Annotated in this window: 23 protein-coding genes; 1 reads left to right on the top strand and 22 read right to left on the bottom strand. The window is 40.9% G+C overall.

Annotated elements, in window-relative coordinates:
• Positions 1-30: 30 nt before the first annotated feature.
• From HXT44_RS00415 to HXT44_RS00335, 17 genes are all read right to left on the bottom strand, one after another.
• The gene (locus tag HXT44_RS00415) at positions 31-795 is read right to left on the bottom strand and encodes an aspartate kinase (protein ID WP_004109991.1); all 765 of its coding nucleotides are present in this window, start codon (positions 793-795) and stop codon (positions 31-33) included.
• Between the two features lie 129 nt (positions 796-924).
• A complete protein-coding gene (gene recR / locus HXT44_RS00410) occupies positions 925-1,533 on the bottom strand; it encodes a recombination mediator RecR (protein ID WP_421782927.1) in 609 nt (202 codons plus the stop codon).
• Between the two features lie 6 nt (positions 1,534-1,539).
• Positions 1,540-3,945, bottom strand: coding sequence for a DNA polymerase III subunit gamma and tau (locus HXT44_RS00405; protein WP_421782925.1), 2,406 nt, complete (start codon positions 3,943-3,945; stop codon positions 1,540-1,542).
• A gap of 105 nt (positions 3,946-4,050) precedes the next feature.
• A complete protein-coding gene (locus tag HXT44_RS00400) occupies positions 4,051-4,455 on the bottom strand; it encodes an Rv3654c family TadE-like protein (protein ID WP_033888548.1) in 405 nt (134 codons plus the stop codon).
• Positions 4,452-4,832, bottom strand: a complete 381-nt coding sequence (locus HXT44_RS00395) for a TadE/TadG family type IV pilus assembly protein (RefSeq protein WP_421782923.1) — start codon at positions 4,830-4,832, stop codon at positions 4,452-4,454. Before HXT44_RS00395 ends, HXT44_RS00400 begins: the two co-directional genes overlap by 4 nt.
• 29 nt (positions 4,833-4,861) lie before the next feature.
• A complete protein-coding gene (locus HXT44_RS00390; RefSeq protein ID WP_033888546.1) occupies positions 4,862-5,137 on the bottom strand; it encodes a DUF4244 domain-containing protein in 276 nt (91 codons plus the stop codon).
• Positions 5,138-5,275: 138 nt separating this feature from the next.
• The gene (locus tag HXT44_RS00385) at positions 5,276-5,923 is read right to left on the bottom strand and encodes a type II secretion system F family protein (protein ID WP_004110027.1); all 648 of its coding nucleotides are present in this window, start codon (positions 5,921-5,923) and stop codon (positions 5,276-5,278) included.
• Between the two features lie 3 nt (positions 5,924-5,926).
• A complete protein-coding gene (locus HXT44_RS00380; RefSeq protein WP_004110029.1) occupies positions 5,927-6,502 on the bottom strand; it encodes a type II secretion system F family protein in 576 nt (191 codons plus the stop codon).
• A 29-nt stretch (positions 6,503-6,531) separates the two neighbouring features.
• Entirely contained in the window at positions 6,532-7,608 is a 1,077-nt protein-coding gene (locus tag HXT44_RS00375; protein WP_004110032.1) for a CpaF family protein, read from the bottom strand.
• Positions 7,595-8,770, bottom strand: coding sequence for a hypothetical protein (locus tag HXT44_RS00370; RefSeq protein WP_064622109.1), 1,176 nt, complete (start codon positions 8,768-8,770; stop codon positions 7,595-7,597). The genes HXT44_RS00375 and HXT44_RS00370 overlap by 14 nt, the downstream gene beginning before the upstream one ends.
• A gap of 123 nt (positions 8,771-8,893) precedes the next feature.
• On the bottom strand, positions 8,894-10,261 hold the full coding sequence (locus HXT44_RS00365) for a ClC family H(+)/Cl(-) exchange transporter (RefSeq protein ID WP_004110037.1): 1,368 nt from the start codon (positions 10,259-10,261) through the stop codon (positions 8,894-8,896).
• A gap of 39 nt (positions 10,262-10,300) precedes the next feature.
• Positions 10,301-10,711, bottom strand: coding sequence for a fluoride efflux transporter FluC (locus HXT44_RS00360; RefSeq protein WP_004110041.1), 411 nt, complete (start codon positions 10,709-10,711; stop codon positions 10,301-10,303).
• Entirely contained in the window at positions 10,711-11,214 is a 504-nt protein-coding gene (locus HXT44_RS00355; protein ID WP_102155526.1) for a fluoride efflux transporter FluC, read from the bottom strand. Before HXT44_RS00355 ends, HXT44_RS00360 begins: the two co-directional genes overlap by 1 nt.
• 95 nt (positions 11,215-11,309) lie before the next feature.
• The gene (locus tag HXT44_RS00350; RefSeq protein ID WP_004110044.1) at positions 11,310-12,611 is read right to left on the bottom strand and encodes an adenylosuccinate synthase; all 1,302 of its coding nucleotides are present in this window, start codon (positions 12,609-12,611) and stop codon (positions 11,310-11,312) included.
• A gap of 114 nt (positions 12,612-12,725) precedes the next feature.
• On the bottom strand, positions 12,726-13,781 hold the full coding sequence (gene fbaA, locus HXT44_RS00345) for a class II fructose-bisphosphate aldolase (protein WP_012913738.1): 1,056 nt from the start codon (positions 13,779-13,781) through the stop codon (positions 12,726-12,728).
• Between the two features lie 146 nt (positions 13,782-13,927).
• Entirely contained in the window at positions 13,928-14,269 is a 342-nt protein-coding gene (locus tag HXT44_RS00340) for a chorismate mutase (RefSeq protein ID WP_004110050.1), read from the bottom strand.
• Between the two features lie 5 nt (positions 14,270-14,274).
• Positions 14,275-14,736: an Lrp/AsnC family transcriptional regulator gene (locus HXT44_RS00335; RefSeq protein WP_004105907.1), complete on the bottom strand. Its 462-nt coding sequence runs from the start codon at positions 14,734-14,736 to the stop codon at positions 14,275-14,277.
• Positions 14,737-15,018: 282 nt separating this feature from the next.
• Here HXT44_RS00335 and HXT44_RS00330 point away from each other — a divergent pair, with 282 nt between their 5' ends.
• Positions 15,019-16,224 (top strand): pyridoxal phosphate-dependent aminotransferase, encoded by a 1,206-nt coding sequence (locus HXT44_RS00330; protein WP_421782920.1) that lies wholly within the window; start codon positions 15,019-15,021, stop codon positions 16,222-16,224.
• 96 nt (positions 16,225-16,320) lie between these two features.
• Here HXT44_RS00330 and rho read toward each other — a convergent pair whose 3' ends face one another.
• The 5 genes from rho to gatB form a co-directional block, all read right to left on the bottom strand.
• Positions 16,321-18,291, bottom strand: a complete 1,971-nt coding sequence (rho, locus tag HXT44_RS00325; RefSeq protein WP_421782919.1) for a transcription termination factor Rho — start codon at positions 18,289-18,291, stop codon at positions 16,321-16,323.
• Positions 18,292-18,628: 337 nt separating this feature from the next.
• Positions 18,629-20,248 carry an NAD(P)/FAD-dependent oxidoreductase gene (locus HXT44_RS00320; RefSeq protein WP_421782917.1) on the bottom strand — a complete coding sequence of 540 codons (1,620 nt, stop codon included), beginning with the start codon at positions 20,246-20,248 and terminating at the stop codon, positions 18,629-18,631.
• Positions 20,249-20,339: 91 nt separating this feature from the next.
• On the bottom strand, positions 20,340-20,654 hold the full coding sequence (locus HXT44_RS00315) for a DUF2469 domain-containing protein (protein ID WP_004105898.1): 315 nt from the start codon (positions 20,652-20,654) through the stop codon (positions 20,340-20,342).
• Positions 20,654-21,562, bottom strand: a complete 909-nt coding sequence (locus HXT44_RS00310; protein ID WP_421782915.1) for a GNAT family N-acetyltransferase — start codon at positions 21,560-21,562, stop codon at positions 20,654-20,656. Before HXT44_RS00310 ends, HXT44_RS00315 begins: the two co-directional genes overlap by 1 nt.
• Before the next feature lie 256 nt (positions 21,563-21,818).
• Positions 21,819-23,318, bottom strand: a complete 1,500-nt coding sequence (gene gatB, locus HXT44_RS00305) for an Asp-tRNA(Asn)/Glu-tRNA(Gln) amidotransferase subunit GatB (RefSeq protein WP_064340578.1) — start codon at positions 23,316-23,318, stop codon at positions 21,819-21,821.
• Between the last annotated feature and the right edge of the window lie 13 nt (positions 23,319-23,331).

Here is a 23,331-nt window from a genome sequence, read left to right as displayed (position 1 = left end):
ATTATCTATTAATATTTAGTTTTGTATTTCCTAACTCAGATTAGGCAAATCGTTCGGATTAATATTATTTGGAACTATAAGCGTTCCGTTCCTATGTGAGAATGAACTTCTAACATGAAGAGGCATACCAAAACGCTGAGCGTACTCAACACAACGCAACGCAAGCACGCGCGAGCCGCAAGATGACATTTCAAGCATTGAATCATAATCAATTACAGGAATACGTTTTGCAGTTGGCACAATACGTGGGTCCGCAGTAAATACTCCATCTACATCCGTGTAAATCTCACATACATCAGCACCTAAAGCAACCGCAAGCGCTACAGCGGAAGTATCCGAACCGCCTCTACCGAGAGTCGTGTCATCTCCAACTTCGTTAATTCCTTGGAACCCGGCAACAATTGCAACACTGCCTTTGCTAAGAGCTCTTCTGACACGATCAGGCTTAACCGCACGAATATGCGCAGCTCCAAACTGAGTATCTGTCATAAATCCAGCTTGAGAACCAGTAAAAGAATAAGCATGAGATCCTTGAGCATGAATAGCCATTGCAAGCAAACTCATAGAAATTCGTTCGCCTGCTGTCATAAGCATATCCATTTCGCGAGCAGGAGGATGAGTGTTTACACTCATTGCTTGATCAATTAAATCGTCAGTCGTATCTCCCATCGCTGAAACTACAACAGCAACATCATTGCCTGCTGCTTTTGTAGAAAGAATGCGTTTGGCAACACGTTGTATGGAATCCGTATCCGCTACAGAAGAACCACCGTATTTCTGTACGATAAGCGACAATTTTTACCCCTTGCTCATGTCAATATTGATAAACGCACAGGATATGCCAAATAATGGCTTCAATATCAGACTACCAACTATGCCCTATTTACTAATAATGATTTGTGCTCATAAAAACAATATTCAAAATTACACAGATTGACGACCAGAAAATGCACGACCTAAAGTGATCTCATCCGCATACTCTAAATCTCCACCAACAGGCAATCCACTTGCCAAACGAGTAACTTTAATTCCTAGAGGATTGAGCAACCGAGCCAAATACGTAACAGTCGCTTCACCTTCTATATCAGGATCAAGCGCGAGAATAATTTCTTGAACTTTTGCATCTTTAAGACGTTCAAGTAATTGCGTAATTGCTAAGTCCCCCGGCCCAACATTTGCCATTGGGTTAATTGCACCACCAAGAACATGATAAACACCTGAATACTCATGAGTTCGCTCAATACTCATAATGTCTTTAGGTTCTTCAACTACGCAAATTTTGCTATGATCACGCCGAGGATCTGCGCATACTATGCAAGGACTCTGCTCACATACGTTTCCGCATACATCACAAAAACGCACACTTTCTTTCATGTTATTAATTGCGTCTATTAGCTCTTGAACATCTTTATCCGAGGAAGAAAGTAAGTAAAACGCAATACGCTGAGCGCCTTTAGGTCCAATCCCTGGAAGCTTTGAAAATGCTTCAATTAAGCGACCAATTGCTCCATCATATGACGATGAATTATGCACTGTAAACTACTCCTCTTGCTTTTTCTTAACGCTCATAATCGCATTTTTAGGATTTTTAGGATCAGTGGAAGCAAATTCTTCAACAGATTTAACTTCAAAAATTTGTTTAAGCTCATCAGTGCTTACAGATGTTGCTGATTCTAATGAAGCATCATCCATTGAACATTCGTCAGCAGTAGCTCCATTCGTAGGAGAAACAGTAGTCTGAATTGATTCAGCAGACAATTCTGAAGTATTAGTTGCATTCTGAACTTGAGACTGTAGTTTAGCTTGATCCAAGACACCAGAAATAGCTTCATCTTGGTTATGAGAATGCGAACTCTTCTGTATTGTAATCTCGTCATCATGATTCATATGCTCATCTTCAATAGAAGAGCCTTTGGAAGAAGACTCTTCAGAAGAAGAGTTTTCTGGCATTGCAATCACATCCGACATAGGCATAGACGACATGTCTGCCCAAACATCATCATCCGCATTCGCAACATCACTTAACTCATCCGCAGTATTTTCAGAAGCTACTGATGCTGCGGAGCCATCAGCGCCACTAAAACCCGAAGATTCTTTTTTAGTAGGATTTTTATTTATTCCGCTGCTATCAGAATCAGTTTTATTACTAAAACCAGCAGATAGGCCAGTTTTGCGTAATAAAATATCGCGCTTAACTTTTGCAAGCTTCTGCGGATCCATTCGAGCAACAGATTCTACTTGTTCACCATTAGCAGCAACTGGTGCAGGAGCAATCATTACTTGCGTGCCAAATATCTCATGCACTTCATTCATTACTACTTTTGGCACTTTTTGTCCATCATATGGAGAAGTGGTGCATACTGCGAGCGCAAACGCATGTTGACTCATAGGCTCATTAAAAGTCAAAATAAGACGCTGTCGACCTGATTGTGCTGAAGTAAGTTGCACTGTAGGAACATACTCACGAGTTACATACTCACGTACGTCATCAGGCAATTTTGAAACTACTTTATCCCACATTGCATCAGTATCCATGGAATCATTCTTTGAATTAGCATTATGCGCATCGTTCAAAAACGCTTTTTTAGATTCCGTTTCTTTTGTGTTTGTAGCAGATTGCGTTTCTGCTTTAGCAATAGGAGATGCTGTAGTTTCAGAAGGTAGTGAAGAATTTGAAGTACTATTATTCTCACTATCTGCAGAAACATATTTCTTATTGCGTGTAGAACCTACGAAATGAGCACCAGAAGATACTTTATTTTGGATATTCTGCTTAGAAGTGGAAATATTTTGTTGCTGCACGTTATTGATGCGCAAATTAGTTGCAACAGTATTTGAAGTTTCACTGTCTGCAAGCAAACGAGCAACTAAAATTTCCAAATTCATTCGAGGAGAAATTGCACTAGCCATTGCACTTAAAGCATCATTAATTGTTTGAGCCATACGTGCTAAATCATGCAATGTCATGCTTGCAGATTGCTTATTCAATATTTCCAAATCTTCTGGAGAAACATCATTAAGTAAGCTTGAAGCCGCTTTAGGACCTGCAGATACCATAAGCAACAAATCACGAACTCTACCTAATAAATCTTCTACAAACTTACGAGTATCGTAGCCTCCAACAATAACGCGACGAACTACATCGTATATCGAAGCACCATCATGATTAATAAGATTGTCAATGAATTCGCTAATCAATGAATTAGGCGTAAAACCTAATAAAGCAACCGCAGAATCCAAAGAAATTGAACCATCAACAGCACCCACCATAAGCTGATCGAGCACAGATAACGTATCTCGCATTGATCCTGCACCAGCGCGCATAACAAGACGAAGAACTCCCGGCTGTGGCAGAATACCTTCCTTTTTGCAAATATCTTCAAGATATGGAGACATTACCTCTGGAGGCACAAGTCTGAAAGGATAATGGTGTGTACGCGAGCGAATAGTGCCAATAACTTTATCCGGCTCAGTGGTAGCAAAAATAAACATTACATGTTCAGGCGGCTCTTCTACAATCTTAAGCAAAGCATTAAAACCTTGCTGCGTAACCATATGAGCTTCATCGAGAATGAAAATCTTATAACGGTCACGAGCAGGAGCGAAGCCAGCACGCTCACGCAACTCTCTAGCATCATCGACACCGTTATGGCTTGCAGCATCAATCTCTACAACGTCGATAGAACCGGCACCGCCAGTAGCTAAATCTTTACAGCTTTGGCACTCTCCACATGGGTGCGAAGTTGGTCCTTTTTCGCAATTAATGCAGCGAGCTAAAATTCGCGCAGAACTTGTTTTACCGCATCCACGCGGCCCAGAAAATAAATATGCATGCGTTATTTTTCCTTGGTCTAATGCTCTAGACAAAGGTATGGTAACCTGATCCTGCCCAATAACACCATCAAACGTGTCAGGACGATATCTACGATACAGTGCAAGTGCCATGTTTCCTAACCTACTGCGACCTAACTATTTCCCCGATATATCTTAGTTAAGACTATCAGCAGCCGCCACCCGACTGCTGATATTTATATTCGTTTTTGCTACTTACTACTTATTGCAATCTTCTAGTCCTGCTCTAGCAGAAACTTCCACGTTAGAAGCAAATGGAATATTTAGCCCAACAGAAACACGAACAGTTACATCATTACTAGTAGAGTTGCAAGATTTCAAAAAAGCATTGCTTGAAGCAACAGTACGCGCAACAACCTCACACGCATTATCCTCCATCCTTTGCAACGCAGAAGCACCAGATAAAGCAGCAGAAGTTGCAACAGCATAAGCTTGATGTTTAGCTCCGAGAACATTACATAAAATAGCAGAAAGCACTACTATTGAGCAGACTGCGATCACTAGCATAATGCCAAGCATAGTGCCAGAACCGCAGTCAATGCCCTTACATCGCTTATGAATGAAATTTATTGAATGCTTCACAAAATTCTTGCGCCTACTCATACTAAAACCTGGCTTACATGACTTTCCACTAGAGGCGGCAAAATATGAAGAGGATCGGGAATAAGAGGACATTTAACAACAATATTCGCCATATTATTGCTACGACTTATTTTCACCGACGCTCCTTGACCTGCGACCGACTGCACAATACTTGCGGCAGCTTTATCGTCCTTATGAGTCACAAGATAATACGCAACTTGCGCAGCAGCATCATGACAATTCATAGTACATACAACTGCTCTACCTATGCCAATTAATACAAATAACAGTATTAATGCACAAGGCAAAACAATAGAAAATTCAGCAGTTACCGTCCCTCTGTCATAATCACTAATTCTGCGCAACAATCTTTTGCACACAATAACTTTCCGCATCATAAGCTCATTTCATCTGCTAAAACATGCCGTTAGCCGATTTTCAATGCTTTTTTCACTAAATCTGTCAACGTTGTGCGAACCGTATCTGATTTCAAAATAGCAACTAGCAGTGCAGCAAAACCAGTAGCAGCAATAATAACTACTGCATACTCAGCTGTTACAGCTCCAGAATCCTTATTTTTAAGACCTTCAGCGTACAGTTTTCTTTTTTGACACAAACGTGACTCAATATTCACTAATTGTTCATTTACTTGAAGCATAGACACAGCGTATCGTGCAACAAGTTTTTGCATTATCCCAACCATCATCTTGTACCTTTCACTTCAAACTATCCGAAATTTTCGGATAGAAATATTATTACAACTTGTTTTGCGAATGAAAATAAAAAAATTGCATTGTGGATAAAAGCTAATTTATTTTTCTAAAAATTTATTTTTAAAAAGCTAGCGCATAAGCGACATAACTGTTGGCAAAATTCCTATGCATATAAAAGACGGCAAAAAACATAATCCAACAGGAAGCAGCAATCGCACAGACAACTTAGAACTTTCTTGTCTAGCAATATTGGCCATATTTATCTCATAATGTTGAGCAAGTGCAGACAATACAGGAACTGGAGATGAACCATAACACCATGATTCTTTTAAAGATGTCATTAACCATCTAGCTAATATTTCTGAAGAATCTAAGTTTTTACGATTAGTAAATTTTGATTTATTTTCTAATTCAAAATTATCTTGTTTAGTATAAGTAGAAGACCATGCTTCATGCCACGTATCTCCTGCAAGTAAAGCATTGGAAACAGAGCAAAGCCACATGCCTTGACCACAAGGAAACACTTCTCCAACAGCACTAAGAGCCCTAGTAATAGCAACACCACTACGAAGTGAAACAATAATCATATGTAAACCAAGAAGAGGATCTACATATGAAACTTTGGAGTTACGCCATTCGTACTTAACTAGCATAATTTTACTGTTAAAACGCATACGATTATCTAATGAATCGCACTCTAATTTCAAACTCACCCATTGCCAAACAATTACAACAAACAATGGGATGATAAACAAAAGCTGCTTTGTGGATTCCATAAATCAGCCTTCCAGCGAGGCAGCATCCATTGCATGCTGAGATATTTGCAACATAGAACTAACCCATGCCAAACCCAATCCATAACATATTCCACCTATTGTTAATAAAATCCATCCATTTACTGTTGTAATTAACATCAAAATAGGGTGCCCACCTAATAATTCACCAGCAAAAAGAGCCAAAATAGGTAGAGCAGTAAGTAGTTTTATTGTTGCTTTTGGCATTGCAGCTACGTCAGCACGTAAATCTTCTGCACGCTTCTGAGCATGATATGACGCTGCCGTAGCTTCCACACATTCTGCCATAGCACAACCAAGAGTATTACTCAATTCATATGAAGCCATAAGACTTTCAGAAACAGTATGCATATGTTTTTCAAGCTGACGACGTTGATTCTTATTCATATTGCGATTCTTTGGAAAACAACGTTCATAAAGCCATTTATAAATAATTTTTGTATTAACTGCACTACTGCAAATACATTGTTGAGACTTAGAGTCACTGTGAACAATCATTGCAAAAGTAGAACCAGAACGTAATGCAGCAATCATTCCAGCAAGAACTTCTTCAATATCCATTTTTACGCTCCAAGCAACACAATCGACTACTAATTATTTGAACTGTCAACACATATGTTGGCCATATTTTCGGGAAGATTCCAATAATTTGAAAACTTAACCCATGCAGGCAAAAATTTCATGACAATACTGCCGTCAATTCCACAAGATAATTGCAAAACTGGAATGCCACACAGCAACGAAGCGCTAGAAGCGTATTGCAAAATACCGAGTTCTTTGATCATTCGACGCCCGTTAGAGGATCTCTCTACATGAATAACAACATCGAATGCTCCAGCAGCTAAAGCACATAAAGCTGCAGGCTCCAACCCAGCCAATAACCCTAATGCCATAAGACGAGCGGGAACTTTTTCTATTTCATCTGCATGAAGAGTTGTCATTCCACCCTTATGCCCGGAAGTAAACACTCTCAACAAATCAGCAATTTCTTCCCCACGACATTCACCAAGAATAATGCGATCCGGGCGCATTCTTAATGTTGCTTTTACTAATTGAGATAAGCCAATTTCTCCTACACCTTCTACATTAGCTTCTCGCGCACTTAACGAAACATGATTTTGTGTCAACTCGCCGAGCTCTCTAATTTCTTCAACAGATACAATACGATCTTCGCAATCAGCAGCAGCCAACAAAGCCTTCATAAGTGTGGTTTTCCCAGATCCAGTACTTCCAGTGATCATTATATTTGCTCGCTTTTTAACTAAAACGCTTAGAATACAAGACAATTCTTTTGGAAACATGCCTTGATCGCTTAAAGAAACAAGATCATAACGATTAACTGAAGGAAAACGAATTGACAATGCTGCTCCTTGAGATACAAGTGGTGCTAAAACAGCATGTATGCGAATGCCAGAAGTACTTGAAGCATCAGCAATAGGACACGCATCATCCAGTCTTTTGCCTAATTGTGCACAAAGCCATACAGCATATTCTCTTAACAAAGCAGGGTTGTTAAGCGGAACTCGAGTTGCGCGTTCCTTGAGACCTTGCCCACAATCTACCCACACACGACCGGACTCACTTACAACCATGTCTGTAACTCTTACATCATTGGCAAATTCCTGCAGAATTCCAAAATCGATATCACGAATATTATTTACGATCATATTTACCTCTTGAGTATTTCGAACGACGATATTGCGAACGACGATATTTAGTTACAGCATTTTTTGTATTTGATATAACATCTCCGATAAGCCAATTATTTATGCGTTTCATGGTTTCCTTCATTGAAGATGGCACATTTCGAATACCATATCCCCCTATAATGTCGGTGTACATGCGAGCATCGTGTTGCAAAGAACCAAGAAATGTAGTTGATAGATATTCAGAAGCTTCATCGATACTTAAAACATAAGATTTTTGCGTTAAACCACGAGGAGACAATCCAACAACAGCAAATTTATTAAACTTTACTTCAGAATCACACAAAGTATCTAATTTTTGTAGCAACGCTCTAAACCTTGCTAAATCAAGCACAGATAGCTCAACAGCAGCAAGAGTCGCACTGTCAATAAATTGCGGAATATTATGGTAAGACTTCATAGCAGTCTCGCCAGAACCTATATCTACAATAACTACATCAACAGCATCAGCTAAACCTCTAATAGCAGCCTCTAAAACCCAAGGTTCAGGATACTTACCATGCCATGGAGAAAATGCTAAAACATCCACATTGTCCCAATGCAATAGCTCATTGCGTAACACATAGCCATCGCATTTACCTAAAGAAGCATCAACTTCTTGCAACCTGCGGCCTTCATCTGATTCCAAACCAAGCAGAACGTCTAAACCACCATGAGTCAAATCAGCATCTACAAGAGCAACACTATGACCTTGTTCACTTATATAGCGCGAAAGAATAGATAGCGAAGTGCTTAGCCCAATGCCATCTGCAGCAGACATTCCAACTAAAATATTTTTAGGCAACGGATCTAAAGAATCACGCGCAATAAGATTATCTTCTTCAGAATTATTAAACATGCAAGACTTATGCTTAATAGAAATATCTTGTGAGCGTTCAGTGTGTTGAAAACTCTCCACATCTTGAGAACTCTTAGGCAAAAAAGTCATAACAGTATGATCGTCAGCTATACAAGGCGTGCTTTTTACACCATTAGACGCAGATTCGTATATAGATTTATCTGCAACTTGAGGAGGATAAACATAACGTTTAACATCTCTAAATGCGCCTACAGCTTCGCCATTGTTATAATTTTTATCAATCTGCTTAACGCCAATTGATTTGTTGCTTACACTCATATTCATACTCATGCGCCTATTGAAACGCATACAGCAATGAGTTTTCAACAATATTCATGCAATGTGGTTAAAAGCTCAGGAAATATTAAGAATAAGCAAATATTGCACAAAAATTATCTATAAAAACATCTATTTTACAGAATTTACAGATGGCAATACTAAATCTTTATTAACTTTCATATAGCGTTCAAGTAACTCACCATAAATTGGCTTAGTTTTTAGAATATCCGAAATAAGCAATGCGATAAATGCAGAAGCTGCAACTGGAAGCGTATGAATCATAGTTCCAGACATTTCAACAGTAAGCAAAATCGAAGTGAGTGGAGCTTTTACAGATGCAGACAACGTACCAGCCATAACGCAAACTGCAAACACAGATACAAATTTTGTATCAATGCCAAATGCTGAAACGCTAGTAATCCAGCGCGCAGCAACACCACCTGCGAGCGCACCTACTGCAAGAATAGGCATAAAAATACCACCGGGAGCGCCACAACCAAAACTCGTAGAAGTAAACAACATTTTTGCCACAAATAGCAAACAAAGCATTGCAAGACTTGCTTTTCCATATTCAGAAAGTCGCACTAAATTAGATCCGCCACCAAGAACTTCAGGCAGGAACAAGCCAACTGGTATTGCAATTAAGCAAGCAATAGCAACAGGCATCCACTTTGGCAAATATCCGTATAATGTTTGCAAACCAAGTAACGAACGATTCATTATCGAGCCTACAAAACCTGCAAAAATACCAAGAGGAATAATCCAAATATGCAAGTTCATTGGCAAATCTGGAATCTGACCAAAATCAAGAACTGGACGCAACCCGAAACAAGTTTGCGAAACAAAATCAGCACATAAAGCAGCTGCAGCAGCTCCTATAAGAACAATTGAAGTTAAGCCGTGCTGAATCTCCTCCATAGCAAACATAACTCCAGAAAGTGGCGCAGAAAACGCAGCAGATAAACCGGCTGCAGCTCCAGCAGTTACTACATAATGCTCTTTAATATCGTCACGCCTACCTTTACGGAAAATTCGAGACAACATTTGAGCACCACATGCACCTATTTGAATAGATGGACCTTCACGCCCAAGAGACAATCCAAATAAAGAACCAAGTAAACCGCCAACAAAACGCACTGGCAGAATCGTGTGCCATCGCATATTCAAACCGCGATTAACATATCCCACGACTTGAGGAATACCACTTCCAGAAGCCATACTTTCTTTACGACTCATCCAGCCAATAATTAAACCTGCAATTACAGCAAAAATTAAGCATGGCAAAATCCACCATGCGTTATGCCGGATTTGTAAATACATCCAACGCGCAAAATCCGTACCGTATTCAATACCAAGCCTGTAAGAAGCTACTAATGAACCAGAAACAACGCCGACAAATATCCCAGCTAATATTACTTTCCAACGAAGCTGGCAAAAAGTTTTTGATATTTGCTTTAAGTTATTACTCAAAAAGCTCAATGCATTCTTAAACTTCACTACAACTCGATTCTGCGCACAACACTTAACTTCTAAATACTAAATTACGTACAGTAACAATATTTGCGAAACAATATACCCAACAGAAGCAGCAAAGAATGGAACAATAAGTTCTGCAAAAAGCAAGAACACTCCATCTTTTATGCGCTTTCTTTGAATAAGATCCACACCTTCAAAAATTGCAGTAGAAAACGTGGAAAATCCACCCAAAAATCCCAAAATCATCAAATAAGCAAAACGTACTCCACATATTGCAGCTGCAACCATGAAAACATTAGACATAACACCTATAGCAAATGAAGCAACGCAATTGATAAATAGCGTTGCAACTGGAACTTCGCTTTTATGAGCAGCTGAAATTTTTTTAGTCATTGCGCATCTTAAAACAGCACCTAAACCGCCAAAAAAGCAAGGCAAAATAAACATAATAAAAACGTATAAAGAATTCATCACTTCATCACCTTAGTATTAGCTTCTGCAACAGATTGACTTTGCTTTTTGTTCATGCAATTCGCAATTCCTGTTCCAACCCAATTACCAACAAAAGCCATAAAAACGCCAAAAAGCAGCGAAAAAAGCATGCCCAAAACAACAAGCGTCATGCGTGGAGACATAAAAGACATTGCACTTTCAAACGCGAAAGTAGACATAGTCGACAATCCGCCACAAAAGCCTGTTCCTAGCGCATATTTATACAAAGTTTGCTTTTCTTGCGTTAAAGCTTTAACAGATATTGCAGTAACAAGAGCAAAAATAAAGCATGCAATCATATTCGACAAAAAAGTCCCTAAAGTAAGCTGACCAAATATAAATGATTGTCCGTCTACTTGGTGAATCGTGTGCGCATAAGAAGAAATTACTGCACGCACGAAAGCTCCACATGTACCACCAATAAAAACTAAAAAATATAATCGACAATTATTTTTTTTATTTTTTCCGCTTATTTTACTCATTTTCACTCTTTTTGAAATTATCGTCATAAACCAAAACGACACTCCCAATCGAGAAGTGCCGTTTTGCTAAGTTGATCATAAAATAATAAACAATTTCAGTCAGTTAGTGAGTGAACACTAATGATATGATCACGCTGCGGACCAGTTCCAATAGCAGAAATACGGCAATGAGAAAGCTCTTCCAAACGCTTTACATAACTTTGCGTATTTTGAGGCAAATCTTCAAACTTATGAATTTGAGAAATATCCTCATTCCAGCCTGGAAGCATCTCGTATACTGGTTTCGCAGAAGCAAACAGTGATTGATCTACAGGCATTTCTTCCATACGCTGAACTGTTCCATCAGACAAAGTCACATCATAAGCTACGCAAACTGGGATTTCCTTCAAACCAGTCAAAACGTCAAGCTTAGTAAGAACAATATCCGTCAAACCATTTACGCGAGTTGCATAACGGCTTACTACAGAATCAAACCATCCACAACGACGAGGACGACCAGTTGTAACACCATATTCATGGCCTTGCTCACGCAACCAGTCACCCTGCTCATCCAAAAGTTCAGTTGGGAATGGACCTTCACCAACACGAGTAATATACGCTTTCGCTACTCCAATTACGCGCGTAATACGAGTAGGACCAACACCAGTACCCGTGCAAGCGCCACCAGCAGTAGGGTTTGAAGAAGTTACAAACGGATAAGTGCCATGATCGACGTCAAGCATTGTGGCTTGTCCACCTTCAAACAGCACAGTTTTGCCTTCATCCATTGCTTCATTCAATACTAATGAAGTATCAGCAACATATTTCTTCAAGCGTTTGCCAAGCTCCACAAGTTGAGCAGTAACTGCATCAATATCAATAGGATGTTGATTATAAAGTTTTACAAGCATTTGATTCTTTTGATGCAAACTTGCTTCAACTTTGTCGCGCAAATGATCAGCATTAAATAAATCATGCACTCGAATACCAACACGATTAATTTTATCTGCGTAAGTAGGTCCAATACCACGACCAGTCGTGCCGATCTTGTGTTTGCCAAGAAAACGCTCAGTTACTTTATCAATAACTCGATGATACGGAGTAATAACATGCGCAGCTTCGCTCACAAGCAAGCGCGAACAATCTACACCGCGAGATTCCAAAGCGTCAATTTCTTCAAGCAATACCTCTGGATCAACAACAACACCATTACCAATTACAGGCGTAACATTAGGGCTGATAATTCCGCTTGGAAGTAAATGTAATGCATAAGATTTATCGCCAACAACGACAGTGTGCCCAGCATTATTACCGCCATTAAAACGTGCGACAATATCAACCTTTGAACCAATTAAATCTGTTGCTTTGCCTTTACCTTCGTCACCCCATTGAGCTCCAATAAGCACAATACCAGGCATGCCGCACCTCCATTTTTGAGCTAACGCTGCTCAAATAAGCACAATCCTTACCTGTTAAGACTATCTCTATGCCCCTACCGAATAAGAAAATGAAATATATAAAATTAAAATTTACTATTTCAGTGCTTTACCAGCAGAACCTAACTGCACACAAGCTTCTGCTACACGCTGAGCCATGGCTTTTTCGGCTTCACGACCCCAAGATCGAGGATCATACAACTTCTTTTCGCCAACTTCTCCGTCTATTTTAAGAACAGAGTCATAATTGCTGAACATGTGACCAGCGATTGCACGAGTAAAAGCGTATTGAGTGTCGGTATCTATATTCATTTTAATTACGCCGTAACGCACAGCTTCAGCAATCTCTTGAGCAGTAGAGCCAGATCCGCCATGAAATACCAGCAGGAACGGCTTTTTAGAAGCGCCAAAGGTGCGAGTATCACAAATATTTTGATAGTTCTGATATACAGTTTTTTGGATTTCTTGCAATAATTTAGGATGCAGTTTTACAACGCCAGGCTTATAGGCTCCATGAACGTTGCCAAAAGTAAACGCTGCCATATACCTGCCACGTTCACCCAAGCCAAGTTTATCTACAACACGCAAAGCATCTTCAGGCGTAGAATACAATCTCTCGTCAATATCAGCACGATGCCCGTCTTCTTCTCCACCAACAGCACCAATCTCAATTTCAAGAATTGTGCGAGATTTTTGCGAAGCATCCAGCAACTGTTCTGCAACGTCTAGATTATGTTGCAAAGGCACCGTTGAGCCATCCCACATATGCGACTGAAATAATGGTTCTTCGCCTTTTTTGACTTGTTCTGTTTCATAAGAAATTAGTGGTTGAATCCAATCATCTAAATATTGCTCAGCACAATGATCTGTATGAAGCGCAATAGTGATATTAGGATATTGAGCTGCTACTTCGTGCGCAAATTTTGCAAATGCTATTGAACCAACAACACGATTATTGAGAGATTGACCCGAAAAATAAGCAGAGCCACCGACAGAAACTTGGATAATGCCATCAGATTCAGCTTGAGCAAATCCCTGCAAAGCTGCATTAAGAGTTTGCGTACTAGTAACATTGATAGCAGGGTATGCGTAGCCACCTCGACTTGCAGCATCAAGCATATGCGCATAACGTTCAACAGTTGCAATAGTCATACTTGTATTATCCGCCTTTATTACTCAGATAGCCACGCATATGCACAAAAACATTACATACCGATATGCGAAAATCTATTTTCAAAATCTACAAACTGATTGTGATTCATAGTTCAACGCAATTAAAATAACAGAAATATCTAATCTCAAGACTGCATTTGCTGATGACGTTTCTTAGCCTCAGTAACAACAAACTCGTGATATTTCAACGCAATCGAAGAATCTAATCCGGCATTTTCCGCAATATTTAGCAAACTTTCTATTTGCTGCTGCTCTCTTTTAGAATCCTCAGGAGCAAATCCAGCTTCAGCCTTCAACTCACCAATTCGTTTCGTAGTTTTAAACCGCTCAGCAAGCAGCGCAATTATTGCATTATCAAAATTATCAACAGATTGACGCAACACAATAATCTCTTCGGCAGCAACTTTGCAACATGTCGTAAGAGATGTATCGCGCGCGTCAACCGTTGTTTCAGAAAAATCACACATATTATTTAATCGAAATATGTTTGCAGAACCATAGTTGTTTCTGTACTGACAGGGACTATGCGATGAATGGTATTAATAAGTTCTTCCAATTTGCTTGGCGTAGCAACACGCACTACCAGCATAAAACTTGGACTACCAGTAATCGAATAGCAAGCTTCAATACCAGAAATATCACGCAATTTGTTAGGTATTGTAGCTTCCTGCCCAAAATCAAGTGGCGTAACAGACACAAATGCGCTTACAGGTAAACCACGACGCTCATAATCAATTAACGCGCGATAACCAGTAATAACACCTTTACGCTCAAGCTTTTGCACTCGAGATTGAACTGCAGAAACAGACAAACCCGAAGCCTTCGCCAAACGAGTTAACGTCGCTCGACCATCATGTTCGAGAATATCAACAATGATTGCATCAGTTGAATCCATAGCTATACTAGTTTCAGCTTTATGAGGATTTCCAGCCATACGTCCTCCATTCTCCAGTCGACGCTGAATTGAGAATCTAAAACGAATCTATGTAGCGCCACATTGCAGTCTCTTTCATGGTACAGTATTTTTTACAGAAAAAGAACAAATTTATTCAAAAAATAATAAAAAATACAAATTATTACGTTAAAAATAATTTTTTCTTTTAACATCAGCCGTAATAGTGTTGTACAATTCGCATAATAAGCGTATAAACGAAGCCTATAACCTTTAAAGATTATTCTTATAAAATCAAAACCAACAATCAAAAAGGAGCACAGCATGGCAAAAGTAGCGAAACATGCAATTTCAATACCTCGTTCAGGTATTAGAGATGTATTTGACCGTGTAGAACAAATACCAGACGCTATTTCACTATGCCTAGGAGAACCAGGCGAAACTGCTTCCTCACACATTGTTGAAGCCGCGTGCAACTCATTACGAGAGGGAAAAACAAAATACACAGACGTTTTAGGCATACCAGAATTCCGCGAGGCAGCTGCAAATTATACGAATAGAGTAAAAGGTTTAAACTACAACGCAGACACAGAAATTCAAGCCGTTGACGGCGCTACTATTGGATTATATTTAGCTATTAAATCAGTAATAGATCCGGGAGATGAGGTTATTATTCCATCTCCATACTTCACATCATACGATGCAGAAGTGCTAATGTGCGAAGGAATTCCAGTAACTGTAGCCCTTAAGCCAGAACATGGAATGCATATTAATGCAGCAGAAATACGCAAAGCTATATCGCCACGCACTAAAGCCATCATTATCAATTCTCCATGCAACCCAACCGGTGCAGTAACAACCGCAGAAGAACTCGAAAAAATTGCAAAATTATGCCAAGAATTTGATCTTTGGGTAATTTCTGACGAAGTCTACCATCCATTCGTATTCGCAAGCAATCCAGAAACTGAACCTTGCGGAAATGCTGTAGCACCATCTATTGCAGCAGCTGAAGGAATGCACGAACGAACCATTATTGTAGAAAGTTTATCAAAAACTTACGCAATGACAGGCTGGAGAATTGGATATATTCTTGCACCAAGTCAAGTTATTGAGCAAACCAGCAAAATTGCAGAAATGATGCATTCTTCTGTAAATTCTACCGCACAATATGGCGGCGTAGCTGCATTAACAGGTCCGCAAGATCACGTGCGTGAAATGAGAGAAGAATATCGCGCAAAACGTCAGCTTGTTATAGACGGATTGGCAAATTGCAATGCATTGCGTCTTATAGAGCCTCAAGGTGCATTCTACGTTTTTGTTGACGTTCAACCAACTGGTTTAAGTTCAGAAGAATTTAGCAAAAAACTTTTAGATGAAGAAAAAGTTGCTGTTGTACCAGGAGAAGCCTTTGGCGCAGAAGGAAGCGGATTCGTGCGACTCTCTTACGCTGGGAAAGCAGAAGAACTTAAAGAAGGCGTAGCGCGCATAAGCAAATTTGCACTTGCGCAACAAGCTTTACATGCTGCATAAAATATTAGTTATTAATAAATATAAATATAAATAAAATTATTGCCCCTTGGTAGATAATCCAAAGGGCAATAATTTTAATTCCTTACGAAATAAGAACTACGCAATAGTCGTAGAAGAAGAATTATTCGTAGCAGTGCCAGTTTGTTGAGTTATAGCAGCTAAGAAATCACGGTTTGAAGCAGTTTTCTTCAATCGAGGAATCAAAGTCTGATACGCTTGCTCTGCCTCAAGACCACCAAAGAGACGGCGCAAACGATAAATAACTGGCAAATCTGCAGCTGGAGTAATTAACTCCTCGCGACGAGTTCCAGAAGCATTAATATCTACCGCTGGGAAGAGACGCTTATCAGCCAAATCTCTACTCAAGCGCAATTCCATATTTCCAGTGCCCTTAAACTCTTCGAAGATTACTTCATCCATCTTAGAGCCGGTTTCAACCAATGCAGAAGAAATAATCGTCAAAGAGCCGCCGTCTTCAATATTTCGAGCAGCACCGAAGAACTTCTTTGGTGGGTACAACGCTTGAGCATCAACACCACCGGAAAGAATACGACCAGAAGCAGGAGCTGCAATATTGTAGGCTCTAGCCAAACGAGTCATAGAATCAAGCAAAACCACAACATCCTGGCCAAGCTCAACCAAACGCTTAGCGCGCTCAATAGCAAGCTCAGCAACAGTAGTGTGATCTGTTGCAGGACGATCGAATGTAGAAGAAATCACTTCGCCTTGCACAGTACGTTCCATGTCGGTAACTTCTTCTGGACGCTCATCTACAAGCACAACCATAAGATGCACTTCAGGATTATTTGTAGTAATTGCATTTGCAATATTCTGAAGAGTAATGGTTTTACCAGCCTTTGGTGGCGACACAATCAAACCGCGCTGGCCTTTACCAATTGGGGCAACTAAATCAATAACACGTCCCAACATGCGATTCGGAGTAGTTTCTTGCTTCAAACGCTCCTGCGGATATAACGGCGTCAACTTAGCAAATTGCGGGCGGGACTGAGCTTCTTCAACGCTCATTCCATTAATGCTATCGATTGTTTGCAAAGGAACAAACTTTTGACGCTGATTTCGACGATCGCCTTCGCGAGGAGCACGAATGGAGCCTTGAACTGCATCACCCTTACGTAAGCCATATTTTTTAATTTGGCTCATTGAAACATAAACATCGTTAGGACCAGGCAAATAACCAGAAGTGCGCACGAATGCGTAAGATTCTAAGACATCAACAATTCCAGCTACTGGCACGAGCTCTTCCTGAGGCTCTTCACGACGAGGCTCGCGTAAATCATGCTCTTCGCGAGCATCGCGCGCATCACGTGCATCGCGATCAAGACGAACATTGCGATCGTTACGATCTTGACGTTCTCCACGCTCAGCACGACGTTCATCACGATCTTCACGTTCTATTCGATCCATGCGTTCTGAACGATTCTGCCGATCTGAATAATCTGAACGAGACTCATCGTAATCACGCGCACGACCGCGCATACGACGCTGGAAACGATCAGCACGATTTTGCTGTTCTTCTCTATCAAAGTCACGAGAAGCTACACGCTGACGACGCTGCTCACCCTCTGCGTGAGAATCTTCACCAGGTAATGTTGCCAAAATTTGATCCAACTCATGCGAATCCATCCCATCTTCTCTACGATCGCGATTATCATTACGATCTTCTGAGGAACGACGACGCTGGAATGTATTATTACGATTCGCATCGCGTCGATAATTTTTATTCCCAAAATCTTCTTCGTCTCTATATCGACGATCTGAAGCAGCATTGGGAACCAAAACTTCTAACGCTTCTAAATCACTATTGTCTTTCGATGACCTAACATCTTCTATATCCGTACTAGTATCTGCAGTTTTATTAGCATTCACAACATCACGAGGAACACGAACACTTACACCTGCAGGCGCTTCTCCCCCATTACGAGCAGCCGTCAGTGTAGCCACCAACTCAGGCTTACGCATTGTAGATGTACCACGCAAACCCATTTGTTTCGCAAGATCTTTCAATTCTGAAAGCTTCATTTTTTCAAGATTCTGGCCTGTTGCCACAATTTTACCTTTCCTTAACTCGCACGGAATAGAGACCCGGCAAGTCTTTACATGGAAGATTACGGAAAAATCCGTCACGAACTCGCTGCTATTTCATAACAATTCATATGTACATAACAACGAACATTATGTATGCTACTACAGCTATACGACGCTGTACAATGCGACGCGCCATAGTATTTAGTATTTTATTGCAATTTCTATAAAGCTTTTAAAGAGCTACGCACATAAACAAAAAGCGCCAATAACCTGGGTAACACCCAGTATTATTGACGCTATATCGCTAAATTATTTGCGCTTTAAAATCAAACGCTCAAATTTATACGAGAATTAATTACTACTTCTTTTCGTGATACGACTTTTCAGTATTAACAGACCACACGTTCTTCTTAGAAGTTTCTCCAGTTCGGATATCTTCTACAGCCTCAATAGCAGTTGCCATTGAATGATCTTGGTTATTATAACGATGCTGTCCATTACGACCAACGCAATACAAATTACCAAAGCCATCAAGATAATCAATCAATTCAGGCATCTGAGCGTATGTGTCAAAGTAAGCAGGATATGCCTTTGGAACTTGCTCACGGTGAGAATCAAGAACGTCTTCCTCACCATTGATAACCTGCATACGAGTCAACTCGTCAATAGCCATCTTGCGAGCATCATCATCACTCATATTCCAGAAGTCGTCACCTTCGTCGCAGAAGTACTCAAGACCAATCCAAACAGTGTTATCAACATCCTTAACGAGATATGGGCTCCAGTTGTTGAAGATTTGCAAACGTCCGACTTTATATCCAGGATCCTGCACGTAAATCCAGCAATCAGGAACAATAGGAGGATTACCAAGCGTTGGAATAGTGGTAGTATTACGCAGACGCACGCGCTTAACAAGCAAGCCTACAGTCACAAAATCGCGATAAGGCAAACCTTTGGCAACGCGTTGCATTTCTGCTGGAACTTCAGCCTTCTCGTCACCATTTGCACCCTGCTCAAGAGCAGCTACCAAATCCTTAATTGGCATAGAAGATATAAACTGGTCGGCGTGCAATTCTGAACGCTCTCCATTTGCATCTTCAACTACAACACTGGAAATCTTTCCGTCTGCTTGCTTAATAGCAACTACCTTTGCGTCTGTGCGCACAGTAGCACCGTTTTCGCGGCAACGACGCTCAACCGTTTCCCACAACTGACCAGGACCAAGCTTTGGATACCAGAATTCCTCAATTAATGAGGTTTCTACTTCCTTTTCCTTGCCTTTTTTCTTAGGGAAAAGCTTGGAAAAAGCGTTCTTCAACACTTCCACAATGCTCAAGCCCTTAACGCGCTGAGCACCCCAATCGGCAGAAATCTGGCTTGGATGCCTACCCCAAAGCTTCTCTGTATAGCCCTCAAAGAACATGGAATAAAGTTTCTTGCCGAAACGATTAATGTAGAAATTCTCAAGATTAGTTTCTGGCAACTTGTGAATCATAGACCACAAATAGCTGAAGCCAACCTTCATAGTCAAGATAAAGCCCATAGAACGCAAGGTTGCTGCAGAAAGAGAAATTGGATAATCAAAGAAATGATGATTCCAGAAAATACGAGAAACGCGATGACGCTTCAACATCACTTCATCTTCAACTTCAGGATCAGGTCCACCTGCTTCCAAATCATGATGACGACCAAGCTTTTTATCATCATATGAAGGCGCACCCTGGAGAGGCAGCATTTCACGCCACCACTGCATAATACGGTCATCTTTTGAGAAGAAACGATGACCGCCAATATCCATACGATTGCCGTTATACTTCACAGTACGCGAAATGCCACCAAACTCACGCGTGGCTTCGAGCACTGTTACGTCGTAGCGGCTAGATCCGCCATCCTTAACGAGTTCCCAGGCTGCCGTCAACCCTGCCGGACCACCACCAATAATTACCACAGATTCCTTTGGGGATTGTGTATCCGTCACTTGTCCTCCATCTTAATACATCAAATTTTTACGAAAACACTTTGCGTGCTAGGTAAGCAATTCCTATACATCCTTATTGAGCATACGCGCATCACGCGATAGATTCAGGAATGTCAATGTCTGTTTTTTGTACTTCTTCAACATTTACATCTTTAAAAGTTACTATTCGTACATTTTTAACAAAACGCGAAGGGCGGTAAACATCCCATACCCAAGCGTCCGTAAGTTGAACATCAAAATAAACATCCTGACCTGCTGAACGCACATTAAAATCGACTTTATTGGCTAAATAAAATCGTCGCTCTGTTTCTACAACATAAGTAAAAAGCTTAATAACATCACGGTATTCTTTGTATAACGCAAGTTCTGCATCGGTTTCATAGTTGTCGAGATCTTCGGCGCTCATTACTTACCTTCCGTATTACGTTTGCGTCCACGACCTATAATGCGCCACCAAGCTTTTTTTGATGAACTTCCTTCAGAGACGTTTACATTGTACGGCCATGCTTCATCAAGATTATCACGATGCACAGGTATAGCCACAGAATGCTCATGCGCACTCAAAGCTTCAACTACACCAGGATTTTCTTCAATAACGTGTAACCCAAAAGCATCCAGCGAGCGAATAGCATCATATTCATCTACAAGAGTGTCCATTACAACAAAATCTTGATATTTTTGATTCTGGGCATCCCATAATGCATCGCGCGCAGTGCCTGTTTTTACAAAGCCAAGCGATTGATACACCGAAAGCGAACGAGTATTAGTTGCCGGAACTCCCACCCAAATTCTATGCAACCCTAGACCAGTCGGCTCTGATGCAAAAGCATAAGTCATAACTCTAGGCATCGCATCGCGCGAATAGCCTCTTCCTCGATAATTTTTGCCTAAAACAACTTGAATTCGAGCACTGCGAGACCATCCGTCAATATCTATAAGGAAAATCATGCCAATAATGTCGCCGGAAGCGTTATTTGAATCATCCAAAACATCAGGAACAATCGCCCACGCAATAGTGTGACGCAATTGAACATCGCCAGCAAAACGACAAGATTCAGAAGGATTTTCGCCAATAAGACTATCTTTAGTCCATTGCATAGAGCTTTCAACCCACGAATGAACCATAGAACGCTCTGAATTAGCATCCTTTCCAGTAATAACTGCAGCACCATCAAATGCGCACAAATCATCCATTCTTTGAAAATCATCGCACGTAGCTGGACGAAGGTGCGCCATCTCTCCACGAATTTGAGGAATTACTATAGATTTTGGTAACTCGCGAGAGTTAATAACACCATCATTGGTTTGTTGCATAGTCACCTACTTGTATTGTGCCTTTGAAAATTAAGCCCTTCGCATAATTCTCACGTCGCATAATATATGATAATCCAGAAGACGAAAAATGCCTCGCAATGTTGATAAATAGTAAATTCTGCGCACCTGCTACACAAACAAATCTGATTTGAGTATGCAGCAAGTACGCAGCACTTACTTTTGAATATTGATTACGCTTTTACGTTTATACATTAGCGTTATCAAATATTAAATTTTTCAGCCTTTACGGCACTTTTCAGCCTTTGATTTTTGCCATCACAATCTTAGTAACAGCCTTAGCATCAGCCTGACCTTTAGTTGCACGCATAACAGCGCCAATAATTGCACCCATCGGCTTCATATTTCCAGCCTTAAGCTTTTCTGCAACTTCAGGATCAGCAGCAAGAGCAGCGTCAACAGCAGCTTCCAAAGCACCGTCGTCGTTCATAACCTTAAATCCGTGCTTCTTAACAACTTCATCAGGCTTACCCTCGCCAGCCAAAACGCATGCAACAGTTTGCTTAGCGAGCTTATCGTTAAGATTGCCGTCTGCAATTAGCTTTTCAACTTCAGCCACATCTTGCGGAGTAATAGGCAATTCTTCCAAAGTCACGCCACGAGTGTTTGCTTCACGAGCAAGCTCACCAAGCCACCACTTCTTAGCACCTGCCGCACTTGCGCCAGCCTTAACGGTTTCTTCAACCAAATCAAGAGCATCTGCGTTCAAAATATCGCGCATTTCAAGATCACTAATACCCCATTCGCTTTGCAAACGGTTACGGCGCTCGCGAGGCATTTCAGGCATTTGCGCCTTCATGCGCTCAATATGCTCTTTAGTAATGTGAAGCATAACCAAATCAGGATCTGGGAAGTAGCGATAATCGTCAGCATCCGACTTCACACGACCACCAGCAGTGGTCTGAGTTGCCTCATCCCAGTGACGAGTTTCCTGCAAAATCTCGCCGCCTTCGCTCAAAATAGCAGCCTGACGACGAATCTCATATTGGAGCGTCTTTTCGATTCCGCGGAATGTGTTCACATTCTTAGTTTCTGAACGCGTACCAAATGGATCGGTTGGCTTGCGACGGAGCGAAACGTTCACGTCAGCACGCATATTGCCCTGCTCCATACGAGCGTGAGAGATGTTGAGAGCGCGAACAATATCGCGAATAGCACGCATATAAGCACCAGCAATTTCTGGAGCGCGGCTACCTGCACCTTCGATTGGCTTAGTTACAATCTCGATTAAAGGCACACCTGCACGATTGTAATCAACCAAAGAGTGATTTGCGCCTTCAATACGGCCGTCAGCGCCGCCAACGTGAGTATTCTTACCAGCATCATCCTCAATGTGAGCACGTTCAATCGGCACACGGAACACGGTGCCGTCTTCCAGCTCAACATCCAAGTAACCGTTGCCATTAGTAGGCTTATCGTACTGGGAGATCTGATAATCGCGAGGCATATCTGGGTAGAAGTAGTTCTTACGAGCGAACTGGCTCCACTCAGCAATTTCGCAATGTAAAGCCAAACCAAGCTTAATTGCATAATCAACTGCAGTCTTGTTTACAACTGGCAAAGAGCCTGGCAAACCAAGGCTTACAGGAGTTAGCTGAGTATTTGGCTCACCGCCAAAAGATACTTCTGCTGGGCAGAACAGCTTCGTACGAGTGCAAAGCTCAACGTGAGTTTCCAAACCGAATACTGGATCGAATTGCTCAACAGCATCGGCATATTTCATAAGTTTTTCAGCCATTAGATATCCTTCT

The sequence above is a fragment of the Gardnerella sp. DNF01198P genome, assembly GCF_049244165.1.
Lineage (GTDB): Bacteria > Actinomycetota > Actinomycetes > Actinomycetales > Bifidobacteriaceae > Bifidobacterium > Bifidobacterium swidsinskii.
Note: the sequence above shows the minus strand (reverse complement) of the source record. Positions and strands in the feature narration are given on the sequence as shown.

Excerpts from the sequence above, each read along its gene's own strand:
- HXT44_RS00385 (WP_004110027.1), bottom strand. The coding sequence starts at position 5,923 with ATGGAATCCACAAAGCAGCTTTTGTTTATCATCCCATTGTTTGTTGTA.
- HXT44_RS00370 (WP_064622109.1), bottom strand. The coding sequence starts at position 8,770 with ATGAATATGAGTGTAAGCAACAAATCAATTGGCGTTAAGCAGATTGAT.
- HXT44_RS00330 (WP_421782920.1), top strand. The coding sequence starts at position 15,019 with ATGGCAAAAGTAGCGAAACATGCAATTTCAATACCTCGTTCAGGTATT.
- HXT44_RS00390 (WP_033888546.1), bottom strand. The coding sequence starts at position 5,137 with ATGGTTGGGATAATGCAAAAACTTGTTGCACGATACGCTGTGTCTATG.
- gatB (WP_064340578.1), bottom strand. The coding sequence starts at position 23,318 with ATGGCTGAAAAACTTATGAAATATGCCGATGCTGTTGAGCAATTCGAT.
- HXT44_RS00405 (WP_421782925.1), bottom strand. The coding sequence starts at position 3,945 with ATGGCACTTGCACTGTATCGTAGATATCGTCCTGACACGTTTGATGGT.
- HXT44_RS00400 (WP_033888548.1), bottom strand. The coding sequence starts at position 4,455 with ATGAGTAGGCGCAAGAATTTTGTGAAGCATTCAATAAATTTCATTCAT.
- HXT44_RS00375 (WP_004110032.1), bottom strand. The coding sequence starts at position 7,608 with ATGATCGTAAATAATATTCGTGATATCGATTTTGGAATTCTGCAGGAA.
- HXT44_RS00315 (WP_004105898.1), bottom strand. The coding sequence starts at position 20,654 with ATGAGCGCCGAAGATCTCGACAACTATGAAACCGATGCAGAACTTGCG.
- HXT44_RS00395 (WP_421782923.1), bottom strand. The coding sequence starts at position 4,832 with ATGATGCGGAAAGTTATTGTGTGCAAAAGATTGTTGCGCAGAATTAGT.
- HXT44_RS00335 (WP_004105907.1), bottom strand. The coding sequence starts at position 14,736 with ATGGCTGGAAATCCTCATAAAGCTGAAACTAGTATAGCTATGGATTCA.
- HXT44_RS00355 (WP_102155526.1), bottom strand. The coding sequence starts at position 11,214 with ATGAGTAAAATAAGCGGAAAAAATAAAAAAAATAATTGTCGATTATAT.
- HXT44_RS00350 (WP_004110044.1), bottom strand. The coding sequence starts at position 12,611 with ATGCCTGGTATTGTGCTTATTGGAGCTCAATGGGGTGACGAAGGTAAA.
- fbaA (WP_012913738.1), bottom strand. The coding sequence starts at position 13,781 with ATGACTATTGCAACTGTTGAACGTTATGCGCATATGCTTGATGCTGCA.
- HXT44_RS00380 (WP_004110029.1), bottom strand. The coding sequence starts at position 6,502 with ATGGATATTGAAGAAGTTCTTGCTGGAATGATTGCTGCATTACGTTCT.
- HXT44_RS00310 (WP_421782915.1), bottom strand. The coding sequence starts at position 21,562 with ATGCAACAAACCAATGATGGTGTTATTAACTCTCGCGAGTTACCAAAA.
- HXT44_RS00360 (WP_004110041.1), bottom strand. The coding sequence starts at position 10,711 with ATGAATTCTTTATACGTTTTTATTATGTTTATTTTGCCTTGCTTTTTT.
- HXT44_RS00340 (WP_004110050.1), bottom strand. The coding sequence starts at position 14,269 with ATGTGTGATTTTTCTGAAACAACGGTTGACGCGCGCGATACATCTCTT.